Source organism: Neisseria sp. HMSC067G12 (assembly GCF_001812725.1).
Classification (GTDB): domain Bacteria; phylum Pseudomonadota; class Gammaproteobacteria; order Burkholderiales; family Neisseriaceae; genus Neisseria; species Neisseria perflava.
Map to the genome: position 1 here is coordinate 66,576 of NZ_KV810226.1, position 12,286 is coordinate 78,861.

Below are 12,286 nucleotides of genomic sequence, written 5' to 3' on the forward strand. Positions count from 1 at the left end.
TTTTCAGACGGCCTCTTTATCTTGATAATGTTTTAGGCAGACTGAATCGGAATGACACGGTTTTGCTTACGTTTTGCGCCACCTTCGCAGTAGTTGGTTTTGACATAATCTTCAACGATTTGTAAAAACTCGGCAGCGATATTGTCGCCTTTGAGGGTCACTTTGCGTTCGCCGTCTACATAAACCGGCGCAACCGGAGTTTCGCCTGTACCTGGCAGGCTGATACCGATATCGGCAAGCTTGCTTTCACCCGGGCCATTGACTACGCAACCCATTACGGCAACGTTCAATGATTCAACGCCTGGATACTCAGTGCGCCAAACAGTCATTTTTTGACGTAAATAGTTTTGTACGTCTTGCGCCAATTCTTGGAATACGGTACTGGTGGTACGGCCGCAGCCCGGGCAGGCTGTAACCATTGGTGTGAAGGAACGCAAACCCATGGTTTGCAGGATTTCCTGACCGATAATGACTTCCTGAGTGCGCGAACTGCCGGGCTCGGGGGTCAGGGAGATTCGAATGGTGTCGCCGATACCTTCTTGCAGCAATACAGCCAAGGCAGCGGTAGATGCCACAATACCTTTGCTGCCCATGCCAGCCTCGGTCAGACCGAGATGGAGCGGGTAGCGGCAACGGCTGCCCAATTCGCGGTAAACCTGAATCAAGTCTTGTACGGCGCTGACCTTGCACGACAAAATGATTTTATCTTCAGGCAAGCCCAAAGCTACGGCTTTTTCTGCTGACTCCAGCGCCGAAACAATCAAAGCTTCTTTCATGATTTCTTCAGGCGGCTTTGGTGTGGCAGAAGCTAGGTTGGCATCCATCATGCGCTTGGCAAGGCTTTGATCAAGCGAACCCCAGTTCACACCGATGCGTACGGCTTTATTGTTTTCTGCCGCCGTACGAATCATAAAGGCAAATTTCTCATCGCCTTTTGCGCCTTTGCCGACATTGCCCGGGTTGATGCGGTATTTAGACAGGGCTTTGCCGCACTCGGGAAATTCAGCCAATAAGCGTTCGCCATTAAAATGGAAGTCGCCGATCAGGGGCGTGGTGTAACCCATATCGTCTAAGCGGCTGCGGATTTCGGCGACTTTGGAAGCCGCTTCCGGAGTATTGACCGTGATGCGTACCATTTCCGAGCCGGCATCGCTCAACTCTTTGACCTGTCGGGCGGTTGCTTCTGCATCTGCGGTGTCGGTATTGGTCATAGATTGCACAACGACGGGCGCATCCGAACCGACGATGAGATGATCGATTTGTACTTGATGTGTCAGACGGCGTTTAGGTGTGGTCATTTTAGTTTTTTCCTGCAACAAAAGAGGCGGATTTTTCACCGGCAACACGGTGTTTTAAAGGTTCGATTGGTGTGCCGCCGTAATTGGCTTCCGAACCGGCTGCAATACCGATCCAAACATTATAAGGCGCGCCGCCTCTCAGACGATGTTCGCTTCCGGCCGGAACAATGCGGCTGAATACTACTTTTCCATCTTTGTCTGCAATAATCAGATTGCTTCGGTATTGGACTTTAATCCACAGTTCGTCTTTCTCGACTTTGACGGCAGGCTTTTCTTCTACAACGTCAGAAGCTGCTGAAGCTGCTTGTTCATTGGCTGCTTCAGGCTTATTGGTAATTTCTTTTTTACCGTCTTCGGTCATTTCGCTAACGGCAACATTATCCGTTTTCAAAGCAGGCGTTTTCATCGTATCGGCAACATCTTTGCTGTTTTGAATATTTGCCTGTTCGTTTTCATAGCTGGATTTACTTTGCCAAAAGTAAACACCGCCTATTGCTAAAGCCAATGCGGCTGCACACAATATCCATTTAGGGAAACCCTGTTTTTCAGCATCTTCATAGCTCAAGCCGCTGTTGGTGTTGCGTGTTACTGCATATACATGGTCTTCAAGTTGTGGAGTAATCGAGTGCAAATGTTTGGTGATGGTTTGTTCATCGATTTTGAGAAATCGTGCATATGAACGAAGATAGCCTGAGACGAAGACCAGGCCTGGAAAATTTGAATATTCCCCTTTTTCCAAGGCGTTAATTTGTTCGGCAGACAGTTTTAAACGTGAAGTAACATCTTCAATATCGATTTTGGCATCAGTTCTGTGTTTGCGTAATTCATCCCCCAGTGTTTTGGCGGCTTGTGTGTCGTAGTTGATTTTATCGTTATTTTCCATTTAGTGGCCTGTTGTAACAGTTTGTAGTTCGTCAGAATAAGGGAAGTTTGCCCTAAGTTGGGCTTCATATTCGTATGCAGCGTGTTTATTGCCCAAGGCGGTAGCCAAACGCCAGCCTAAAAGCAAATCGTCAGCCTGAAGGACATCGACTTTGCTTTGGTATTGGCGGAAATAATAGTCGGCATCGTTCAGATTGCCTGCCATCATTTTGGTTCGGGCAAGCTCTTTGAAAGCAGGGAAGAATTGTGGATTGGCTGCCAAAGACCTTTCCAAATAGGCTTGAGCCAAAGAGTATTGGCCTAACCTTGCGCTGCAAATGCCTTTATTCATATTAGCAATAAAGGGGCTCGGGTAGGTCGGGTCGGCCAGTGCCTTATCAAAATAAGCCATAGATTCGGCAGGTGCATTCATTTGATTGCATAAGAACCAACCGTAATTGTTGTTAACTTCAGCACTATCCGGTTTTAAAGACAATGCTTTAAGAAAGCTTTCCTGAGCTTTATCGCGGACCTTCAGATACTGATAAATTTCAGCGCGTACCAGCCAAGCAATATCGTTTTTTGAATTGAATTTAAGCGCCTCTTCGATACTTTCGGTAGCTTGGCGGTAGTTTTGGCCGCGCATATATTCTACGGCAAGCTGGGTTTTGATATTGGAAACCTGAATGGCACGTTCTTTTGGGCTTGGTCCGGAAGAGGAAGCGCAGGCAGAAAGAGTCAGTGCGGTAAGTAAAGCGAATCCGAACTTGATTTTCATAATTAACCTTATTGTTCGACCAAAATTTGTTGCCATTTTTGTTGGCGGCGTGTTTTATCTTGTACTTGTCCGGCCAATTGTCCGCAAGCGGCATCAATATCGTCACCGCGGGTTTTGCGGACAGTAACGACAAAGCCGGCTTGTTGCAGAATATCGCGGAAGATACGGATATTCTCGTTGGTAGAACGTTCGTAGCCGGAATTCGGGAAAGGGTTGAACGGAATCAGATTGAATTTGCACGGTACGTCTTTAACCAATTCAATCAATTCGCGCGCGTGTTGAGCCTTATCGTTGATGCCGTCGAGCATAACGTATTCAAAGGTAATAAAGTCACGGGGAGCTTTGACCAGATAGCGTTGACAGGCCGCCATTAATTCTTTCAACGGATATTTCTTATTCAGCGGAACGATTTGATCGCGCACTTCGTCGTTGGAGGCGTGTAAAGATACGGCCAAAGCAACAGGCATTGCATCACGCAGTCTGTCCATTTGCGGAACCATACCTGAAGTGGAAACGGTCACGCGGCGGCGGCTCAAGCCATAGCCGTGATCATCCAGCATAATGCTCAAAGCGGTAACAACATTATCAAAGTTTGCCATGGGTTCGCCCATGCCCATCATCACCACGTTGGAGATAACGCGTTCATTTTTAGGGGTAACGCCCATGGCTTTATTGGCCCACCAAAGCTGGCCGATAATTTCTGCGGCAGTCAGGTTGCGGTTGAAACCTTGTCGTCCGGTAGAGCAGAAGGTGCATTCCAATGCGCAACCTACCTGGGAAGAGATGCACAAAGTGCCGCGTTCGGCTTCGGGGATGAAGACGGTTTCTACACCGTTGCCCGTGCCGACATCCAGCAACCATTTGCGTGTGCCATCCGTAGATTCTTGTGCCATCATTAATTTAGGCACTTCGATTGTGGCTTGTTCATTCAGCTTGGCGCGCAATGATTTGGCCAAGTCAGTCATTTCTTCAAAATTTTGGGCACCGGCTTGATGCATCCAACGCATGACTTGCTTGGCGCGGAAAGGTTTTTCACCCATTTCGGCAAAGTGTTGCGTCAGTCCGTTTAAATCGTAATTCAGTAGATTGGTTTTCATGTATTTTTATGTTTCTCAATAAAGCTTTTAAAGTAAAGAGGCTTATCGGTCAGCTTTGCTTTAAAAGCCTTTAGGGGGTTTCAGACGGCCTGTCATTTGCAGGGCATACAAAGCACTTTTGCCGTCCGATATGGAATCGGACGGCCGTAAAGCGGCTACAGGCTTTTTGCTTTTATCGTGGGCAGATTTCGCTTTGGCTGAAGAAGTAGGCAATTTCAATCGCAGCGTTTTCCACGCTGTCAGAACCATGCACAGCATTGACGCTGACAGATTCTGCAAAGTCGGCGCGGATTGTGCCTGGAGCAGCATCAGCCGGATTGGTTGCGCCCATCAATTCACGATTTTTAGCAACAGCGTTTTCACCTTCCAATACTTGAATCATGACGGGATTGCGTGTCATGAATTTAACTAGGTCTTCGTAAAAAGGGCGGCCTTTATGTACGGCATAAAACTCTTTTGCTTCGCGCTCAGACAGCTGTTTCATTTTTGCCGCAATAATACGCAGGCCGTTTTCTTCAAAGCGGCTATAAATCTTGCCGATGACGTTTTTTTCTACTGCATCGGGTTTGATGATGGAAATCGTACGTTCGATGGCCATATTATGTCCTTGTTTTTATTGAAAGGTAAGTTGTCGTAACCCAAAGGCAAGGGGAGTATATTCTACCAAATTTCGCCCTTTTTTGGGAAAGGCATTATTTGCTTAAAGTCAGGTGCGGTTGCTCCAAATAGACTTCGGACTGCATTTCGACCATACGGCTGGCTGTACGGGTAAATTCTTCGGCAAAATCGCCTTCAACATAAATATCGTTTACGCCAACGGCACTGGTGGCGCACAATTTCACGCGGAAGTCATATAAAACGTCAATCAACCATGTCAGACGGCGTGCTTCTGCTTTTTCTTGAGGGGTCAGGCGTTCCAATCCTGATAGAAAAACCATCTCGTAATGTTCGGCCAAATAAAGATAGTCGGCTTGTGAGCGCGGACCGAAACACAATGCACGGAAATCAAACCAGATGGCGCGTTCCGACTGGGCTTTATGAGGAATTTCCCGTCCATGAATAATGCTGATTCCCGGATTCAATTCAGAGATTCCGCTCATTTCTTTAAATAAAGCGGCCAGTTTTTGCTCGTTTTCTTCATTATTGGGTACAAAGAAAATTTCGGCAGGGCGTAATGTGCGCAATCGGTAATCTTCGCCGCCATCTACATTTAAAACGGTCAGGTTAGATTCGATAAGGGCGATGGTTGGCAGAAAGCTGCTGCGGTTTTGGCCTTGAGGATAGAGTTCGGATGGGGCGTAGTTGGAAGTAGCCACCAAAACAACACCTTCGCTCAGCAGGTTTTCCAGCAAGCGGCCTAAAATCATTGCATCGGCAATGTCGCTGACGTGAAATTCATCAAAGCATAATACGCGTGTTTCTTTGGCAATTTCTGCTGCAACGGCTTTTAAAGGATTTGCTTCACTCTTTAAAGCTTTCAGTCGTTGATGAATTTCGGCCATAAAGGCATGGAAATGCACGCGGCGCTTACGGCGATAAGGGAGGCAGCCAAAAAAAGCATCCATCAGAAAACTTTTACCGCGTCCTACGCCGCCATAAAAATAGAGTCCTTTAGGTACTTGAGGGGAACGCAGGCTGCGGCCGAGAAAACGGTTGCGTTTGCGTTTGAACATCATCAGCTCGGTCCATAAACGATCCAAATATTCAATGGCTCGTGCTTGTGCTTCGTCACGGATAAAGTTGGGCTGTTCGGCTGCAGCTTGATACCAAGTCAATGGGCTGTGGTTTTCAAATGGAGGTGGTGTGAATAGTTGATCTCTATTGCTCATGTGTAACCTTTATTATGCTTTACTGGCGATAGTCGAAACATCATCCGCAATAGTTTGGACAGTAGTTGGAATGATGTTTTCATTACAGAATAGTCGGTCTATTATAAATGATTTCAGACGGCCTGCGTTTTTTGCAAAGGCTTTGTTGTCAATATAGTTGGAAAAGTGTGCGATTAAGGTATGCGTAAAAAGAGCTGGCTTTGGTATTTCTTGAAAAAACAAAAAACGCCGCATTTCTGCGGCGTTTTGCTACTAAGTATTAATGAGCACTTTCTTGCAATGCCAAGTCTACACGCTCACGCAACTCTTTACCCGGTTTGAAGTGAGGAACATGCTTTTCTGGCACTTCCACGCGTTCGCCGGTTTTGGGGTTGCGCCCGATACGGGCAGGGCGGTGGTTCAAGTCGAAGCTGCCGAAGCCGCGGATTTCGATACGTTGTCCACGAGCCAGTGAGCGGGTCATGGTATCAACCAAGACTTTTACACTGTATTCGACATCTTTAGCCAGCAGTTGGTTGCCATTTTTTTCGGCAAACACTTCTGCGAGGCGAACCATCAATTCAGACTTCGTCATGTCTGCAACCTTATTCTTGGTCGCCGGACAGTTTGGCTTTCAGCAAGTCGCCCAGGCTGGTAGTACCGGCATTGGCAGTTGCAGCAGCGTTAACTGAATTCAGCGCTTCGCGGTTTTCTTTAGCGTCTTTCGCTTTAACAGACAGACGGATGCTGCGGTTTTTGCGGTCAACGGTAACGATAACGGCTTCAACTTCGTCGCCTTCTTTCAGTTTGGTAGTCAGGTCTTCAACGCGGTCAGCAGCGAATTCAGAAGCAGGCAGGTAGCCTTCAACTTCTTCAGACAGAGCGACTACGGCACCTTTGGCGTCAACAGATTTCACAGAACCTTTAACCAAAGAACCTTTGTCGTTTACGCTGATGAAGTTGCCGAACGGATCACCTTCCAGTTGTTTGATACCCAAAGAGATGCGTTCTTTTTCAACATCGATTGCCAATACAACAGCTTCAACTTCTTCGCCTTTTTTGTATTTGCGTACAGCTTCTTCGCCGGCTTCAGTCCAAGACAGGTCAGACAAGTGAACCAGACCGTCGATGCCGCCAGGCAGGCCTACGAATACGCCGAAGTCAGTGATAGATTTAACTGCGCCGGAGATTTTGTCGCCTTTATTGTGGTTGGCGGCAAACTCTTCCCAAGGGTTAGCTTGGCATTGTTTCATACCCAAAGAGATACGGCGGCGGTCTTCGTCGATTTCCAGGATCATTACTTCAACTTCGTCACCCAGTTGAACAACTTTGCTTGGGTGTACGTTTTTGTTGGTCCAATCCATTTCAGAAACGTGTACCAAACCTTCGATGCCTTGTTCGATTTCAACGAACGCACCGTAGTCGGTCAGGTTGGATACTTTACCGAACAGGCGGGTACCTTGTGGGTAACGACGGGTCAGGCCGCTCCAAGGATCTTCGCCCAGTTGTTTCATACCCAGAGAAACGCGTTGTTTGTCTTGGTCGAATTTCAGGACTTTAGCTTCTACTTCTTGACCTACTTCCAAAACTTCGCTTGGGTGTTTCACACGGCGCCATGCCAAGTCGGTGATGTGCAACAGACCGTCGATGCCGCCCAAGTCAACGAATGCACCGTAATCGGTGATGTTTTTAACGATACCTTTGATAACTGAACCTTCTTGCAGGTTTTCCAGCAAGGCTTTGCGTTCTTCGCCCAAAGTAGCTTCCAGAACAGCGCGGCGGGACACAACAACGTTGTTGCGTTTTTTGTCCAGTTTGATCACTTTGAATTCAATTTCTTTGCCTTCGAAGTGAGAAGTGTCTTTTACAGGACGTACGTCAACCAAAGAACCCGGCAGGAATGCACGGATGCTGTTGATCATAACAGTCAGACCACCTTTGACTTTGCCATTGATAACGCCGGACAGGATGTCGCCGTTTTCCATAGCTTCTTCCAAAGCGATCCAGTCGGCAGCGCGTTTGGCTTTTTCGCGGGACAGTTTGGTTTCGCCGAAGCCGTTTTCAACAGATTCGATGGTAACGGTAACGAAATCGCCAACTTTAACTTCAATCTCGCCCTGAGCGTTTTTGAATTCAGCAACATCAATCAGAGATTCTGATTTCAGACCTGCGTTAACGGTAACGAAGTTTTGATCGATGCCGACTACTTCGGCAGTAATCACTTCACCTGGGTTCATCTCTTGCAGGGTAAAGCTTTCTTCCAGCAGCTGGGCAAAATTTTCCATAGTCATATATACTCTTTTCGGTACACCGCCAAGGGGTGCGGGTTAGGTTTGAAATGACCTGCCGTCCTTGGCGCGGCAGGTTGAGAAATGTTTTCAGACGGCCTTGTTATTAGGGTCAACAGGCCGTCTGAAATGAAAACTTCGCGATTATACTCCAAATTTTAAACTTTATGATACCAATCAAGCACTTTTTTTACAGCTTCTTCGATAGAAAGGTTATCGGTATCTAAAAGCAGGGCGTCGGGAAGCTGTTTCAACGGAGCAACAGGGCGGCGGCGGTCTGCTTCGTCACGCGCTTCAATGTCCGACAAAATACGCTCGAATGCAACGCCTTCGCATGGGATACCGAGTTGTTTGGCACGACGTTGGGCGCGGACATTGGCACTTGCGGTCAGGAAAATTTTTAATGCGGCATCAGGGAAAATAACCGAGCCGATATCGCGGCCGTCGGCGACCAAGCCTTTTTCGGTTAGGAAGTCGCGTTGGCGTTGCAAAAGGGCGGCACGCACTTTAGGCAACTGCGCGACGGCAGATGCGCCCATGCCAATCGCTTCGGTACGGATTTGCTCGGATACATCTTCGCCGTTTAATAATACGGCGCTGCCTTCAAATTGTGCGGGCAAAGTTTCTGCCAGTGTGCTGACGGCATCTTCATCTGTCCAGGCAACATTTTGTTTTTGTGCGTAAAGCGCGGTCAGGCGGTAAAGCGCACCGGAGTCGAGGTAAAGAAAACCCAAGGCTTCGGCTACGCGTGAGGCAACTGTCCCTTTGCCGGATGCGCTGGGGCCGTCGATGGCGATGACTTTTTGCTTGAGGCTCATGTGTTCTCCTGAATGCGATAGGTATTTGAATTAACCGTTTATTATACGTTGCTTTGGCCGTCTGAAAACGAAAATTTTTGTGTGATTTAGATTTGAGGGGAAAGCGGCTCGGCCTTATCGGGTATAATGGCCAAAATCATAATTTAACCGCTTTATCTGATTGTTCGGGCCGTCTGAAACAACGGGTCGGGAACGGTCTTAGAATTTAGAAACATTATGTTACAAACCGATAATCTTACTTCTGCACAACCTCAGCGCATTATCACTGCTCAAAATATTTCCGCTCAGGAGGAATTGCTTGAACGTGCTTTACGTCCGAAAACTTTAAACGACTATATCGGGCAGGATAAGGCAAAAGAGCAGTTGGCCATTTTTATTCAGGCGGCGAAAAAACGTGGCGAAGCGCTTGACCACACTTTGCTGTTTGGCCCTCCGGGTTTGGGCAAAACTACTTTGGCACACATTATCGCCAAAGAGTTAGGCGTTAATTTGCGCCAAACCAGCGGCCCGGTTTTGGAACGTGCCGGCGACCTTGCAGCCTTGTTGACCAACCTCGAGCCTCATGATGTACTGTTTATTGATGAAATCCACCGTTTAAGCCCCGTGGTTGAAGAAATCCTTTATCCTGCGCTTGAAGATTATCAGTTGGACATCATGATAGGCGAAGGACCGGCCGCGCGTTCGGTCAAAATCGATTTGCCGCCGTTTACATTGGTAGGTGCGACGACCCGCGCCGGCATGCTGACCAACCCTTTACGCGACCGTTTCGGTATCGTGTCCCGATTGGAGTTTTATCAGAATAAAGATTTGGCGACTATTGTTGCCCGTTCTGCTCAACTATTGCAGTTGGATATGGGCGACGAGGGCGCTATGGAAGTGGCCAAGCGCAGCCGCGGCACTCCGCGTATTGCCAACCGCCTTTTGCGACGTGTACGCGATTATGCCGATGTGAAAAACAACGGCATCATTGATGCGGAAATTGCCGATGCGGCTTTGAGTATGCTGGATGTGGATGGTCAGGGTTTGGATGTGATGGACAGGAAATTCCTTGAGGCGATTTTGCACAAGTTCAGCGGCGGTCCTGTCGGGTTGGAAAACGTGGCCGCTGCGATTGGTGAATCGACCGATACCATCGAAGATGTGATTGAACCATATCTGATTCAGCAGGGCTTTTTGCAACGTACACCGCGCGGACGCGTAGCAACCGAACGAGCCTATCTGCATTTTGGCTTGAAGGTTCAAGAATAATAATGAAGGCCGTCTGAAAACTGCTTTCAGACGGCCTGATACTTTCAATTTCATATGATTGTCGGCAAATATCTGCCGATAATCGGTTAAAATGTTCCCCTTTTCTTTTTTGAAGTTTCCCCATGAATATCTTATCCGTAGAAAATGCTTCTTTTGCTGTCGGTCATGTCGCCTTGCTCGACAAAACTTCTTTTCAACTTGACAGCGGCGAGAAAATCGGTTTAATCGGCCGCAACGGTGCGGGTAAGTCTTCGTTTCTGAAAATCCTCGCCGGTGTACAGAAGCTCGACGACGGGCAGATTATTGTTCAAAACAATCTCAAAATCGTTTATGTACCGCAGGAATCCTTTTTTGATAAGGACGCAACCGTATTTGATACCGTTGCCGAAGGTTTGGGCGAAATTCGCGATTTATTGCGCCGTTATCATCATGTCAGCCATGAGTTGGAAAATGGTTCGAGTGAGGCTTTATTGAAAGAACTCAATGAATTGCAACTTGAAATCGAAGCGAAGGACGGCTGGAAGTTGGATGCGGCAGTCAAGCAGACTTTGGGGGAACTGGGTTTACCGGAAAACGAAAAAATCGGCAACCTCTCCGGCGGTCAGAAAAAGCGTGTCGCCTTGGCGCAGGCTTGGGTGCAAAAGCCCGACGTATTGCTGCTGGACGAGCCGACCAACCATTTGGATATTGACGCAATTATTTGGCTGGAAAATCTGCTTAAAGCGTTTGAAGGCAGCTTGGTCGTGATTACCCACGACCGCCGTTTTCTGGACAACATCGCCACGCGCATCGTCGAACTAGACCGTGGCATTCTGCGCTCCTATCCCGGCTCGTTCTCCAAATACAGCGAGAAAAAAGCGCAAGAGTTGGCAGTCGAGGCGGAACATAACCGCCTCTTCGACAAATTCCACGCACAGGAAGAAGCATGGATACGCAAAGGCATCGAAGCGCGCCGTACCCGTAATGAAGGCCGTGTGCGCCGTTTGGAAGAGCTACGTCGCCAGCGTGCCGAACGCCGAAACGTACAAGGGCAGGTTAACTTTAAGCTCGACAGCGGCGAAAAAAGCGGCAAAATCATCGCCGAATTGGAACACGCTTCGTTTGCCTATGGCGACAAAGTCATCATGGACAGATTCTCCGCCATTTTGCAGCGCGGCGACAAAATCGGCTTAATCGGTCCAAACGGTATCGGTAAAACCACCTTCCTTAAGCTGATTTTGGGCGAATTGCAGCCGACCTACGGCAGAATCCGCATCGGCAGTAAACAGGAAGTTGCTTATTTCGACCAATTCCGTAGCGCGTTGAATGAAAACGACACTGTGTTTTACACGCTCGGGCAGGGCAATGATTACGTTGAGGTCGGCGGCAAGAAAAAGCATGTGATGAGCTATTTAGAAGATTTTCTGTTCCATCCAGCCCGCGCACAAAGTCCCGTTTCATCACTCTCCGGCGGTGAACGCAACCGCCTCCTGTTGGCAAAACTCTTTACCCGTCCTGCCAATATTTTGGTTTTGGACGAGCCAACGAATGACTTGGACATTGATACCCAAGAGTTGCTCGAAGACTTGCTGCGAGATTATCAAGGCACGGTATTCCTTGTTTCGCATGACCGTATGTTCTTGGATAATGTGATTACCCAAAGCATTGTTTTCGAAGGACAAGGCCGTCTGAAAGAATACATCGGAGGCTATCAGGACTATATCGACGCAAAATCGCGGGAAGATAAAATTCAGACGGCCTCTGCGCCTAAAGCGGTTGCCGAGCCTGAGAAAGTCAAACCCAAAGCCAACCGCACGGTCAAACTTTCCTATAAAGAACAGCGCGAACTTGATGCCCTGCCTGATGAAATCGCAGCTTTGGAAACCGAGCAGGCTGAAATCAATACTCAGCTTTCCGATCCTGAAATTTTCAAAGATTACGAAAAAGCAGGTGCGTTACAAAGCAGGGCTGAAGAAATTGAAATGCTGCTTTTGGAAAAGCTGGAACGCTGGGAATGGCTGGAAGCGAAACAAAATGGCGAAGCGGTTTAAATTGGGAGTTTTGTCCCAAAGTAGGGCAGATATTTTTCTAAATCATGCCGTCTGAACCCC

General features: G+C 47.9%; 11 protein-coding genes. 2 read left to right on the forward strand and 9 right to left on the reverse strand.

The features are described from left to right. Positions 1 to 32 precede the first annotated feature (32 nt). The 9 genes from ispG to cmk all read right to left on the reverse strand — a co-directional run bounded on the left by ispG (position 33) and on the right by cmk (position 8,948). Positions 33 to 1,298, reverse strand: a complete 1,266-nt coding sequence (gene ispG / locus HMPREF2871_RS10290; RefSeq protein WP_049344763.1) for a flavodoxin-dependent (E)-4-hydroxy-3-methylbut-2-enyl-diphosphate synthase — start codon at positions 1,296 to 1,298, stop codon at positions 33 to 35. Between the two features lies 1 nt (position 1,299). After that, the gene (locus HMPREF2871_RS10295) at positions 1,300 to 2,181 is read right to left on the reverse strand and encodes a helix-turn-helix domain-containing protein (RefSeq protein WP_049344764.1); all 882 of its coding nucleotides are present in this window, start codon (positions 2,179 to 2,181) and stop codon (positions 1,300 to 1,302) included. Beyond that, positions 2,182 to 2,937, reverse strand: coding sequence for a type IV pilus biogenesis/stability protein PilW (gene pilW / locus HMPREF2871_RS10300; RefSeq protein WP_003683469.1), 756 nt, complete (start codon positions 2,935 to 2,937; stop codon positions 2,182 to 2,184). An 8-nt stretch (positions 2,938 to 2,945) separates the two neighbouring features. Beyond that, the gene (gene rlmN / locus HMPREF2871_RS10305) at positions 2,946 to 4,034 is read right to left on the reverse strand and encodes a dual-specificity RNA methyltransferase RlmN (RefSeq protein WP_003747025.1); all 1,089 of its coding nucleotides are present in this window, start codon (positions 4,032 to 4,034) and stop codon (positions 2,946 to 2,948) included. A 172-nt stretch (positions 4,035 to 4,206) separates the two neighbouring features. Then, positions 4,207 to 4,632: a nucleoside-diphosphate kinase gene (gene ndk, locus HMPREF2871_RS10310; protein ID WP_003747024.1), complete on the reverse strand. Its 426-nt coding sequence runs from the start codon at positions 4,630 to 4,632 to the stop codon at positions 4,207 to 4,209. A 94-nt stretch (positions 4,633 to 4,726) separates the two neighbouring features. Then, a complete protein-coding gene (gene zapE, locus HMPREF2871_RS10315) occupies positions 4,727 to 5,863 on the reverse strand; it encodes a cell division protein ZapE (protein ID WP_003747022.1) in 1,137 nt (378 codons plus the stop codon). Positions 5,864 to 6,122: 259 nt separating this feature from the next. Further along, positions 6,123 to 6,437, reverse strand: a complete 315-nt coding sequence (locus HMPREF2871_RS10325) for an integration host factor subunit beta (RefSeq protein ID WP_003678992.1) — start codon at positions 6,435 to 6,437, stop codon at positions 6,123 to 6,125. Positions 6,438 to 6,447: 10 nt separating this feature from the next. Then, positions 6,448 to 8,133: a 30S ribosomal protein S1 gene (gene rpsA, locus HMPREF2871_RS10330; protein ID WP_003678994.1), complete on the reverse strand. Its 1,686-nt coding sequence runs from the start codon at positions 8,131 to 8,133 to the stop codon at positions 6,448 to 6,450. 155 nt (positions 8,134 to 8,288) lie between these two features. Then, complete coding sequence (gene cmk, locus HMPREF2871_RS10335; protein ID WP_049344765.1) at positions 8,289 to 8,948, reverse strand: (d)CMP kinase; 660 nt, start codon at positions 8,946 to 8,948, stop codon at positions 8,289 to 8,291. A gap of 216 nt (positions 8,949 to 9,164) precedes the next feature. Here cmk and ruvB point away from each other — a divergent pair, with 216 nt between their 5' ends. Continuing rightward, on the forward strand, positions 9,165 to 10,196 hold the full coding sequence (ruvB, locus tag HMPREF2871_RS10340; RefSeq protein ID WP_049344766.1) for a Holliday junction branch migration DNA helicase RuvB: 1,032 nt from the start codon (positions 9,165 to 9,167) through the stop codon (positions 10,194 to 10,196). Positions 10,197 to 10,318: 122 nt separating this feature from the next. Next, positions 10,319 to 12,226 carry an ATP-binding cassette domain-containing protein gene (locus HMPREF2871_RS10345; RefSeq protein ID WP_049344767.1) on the forward strand — a complete coding sequence of 636 codons (1,908 nt, stop codon included), beginning with the start codon at positions 10,319 to 10,321 and terminating at the stop codon, positions 12,224 to 12,226. Positions 12,227 to 12,286 lie beyond the last annotated feature (60 nt).

Coding starts and splice junctions, on each gene's coding strand:
- ispG (WP_049344763.1), bottom strand. CDS start 1,298: ATGACCACACCTAAACGCCGTCTGACACATCAAGTACAAATCGATCAT.
- HMPREF2871_RS10295 (WP_049344764.1), bottom strand. CDS start 2,181: ATGGAAAATAACGATAAAATCAACTACGACACACAAGCCGCCAAAACA.
- pilW (WP_003683469.1), bottom strand. CDS start 2,937: ATGAAAATCAAGTTCGGATTCGCTTTACTTACCGCACTGACTCTTTCT.
- rlmN (WP_003747025.1), bottom strand. CDS start 4,034: ATGAAAACCAATCTACTGAATTACGATTTAAACGGACTGACGCAACAC.
- ndk (WP_003747024.1), bottom strand. CDS start 4,632: ATGGCCATCGAACGTACGATTTCCATCATCAAACCCGATGCAGTAGAA.
- zapE (WP_003747022.1), bottom strand. CDS start 5,863: ATGAGCAATAGAGATCAACTATTCACACCACCTCCATTTGAAAACCAC.
- HMPREF2871_RS10325 (WP_003678992.1), bottom strand. CDS start 6,437: ATGACGAAGTCTGAATTGATGGTTCGCCTCGCAGAAGTGTTTGCCGAA.
- rpsA (WP_003678994.1), bottom strand. CDS start 8,133: ATGACTATGGAAAATTTTGCCCAGCTGCTGGAAGAAAGCTTTACCCTG.
- cmk (WP_049344765.1), bottom strand. CDS start 8,948: ATGAGCCTCAAGCAAAAAGTCATCGCCATCGACGGCCCCAGCGCATCC.
- ruvB (WP_049344766.1), top strand. CDS start 9,165: ATGTTACAAACCGATAATCTTACTTCTGCACAACCTCAGCGCATTATC.
- HMPREF2871_RS10345 (WP_049344767.1), top strand. CDS start 10,319: ATGAATATCTTATCCGTAGAAAATGCTTCTTTTGCTGTCGGTCATGTC.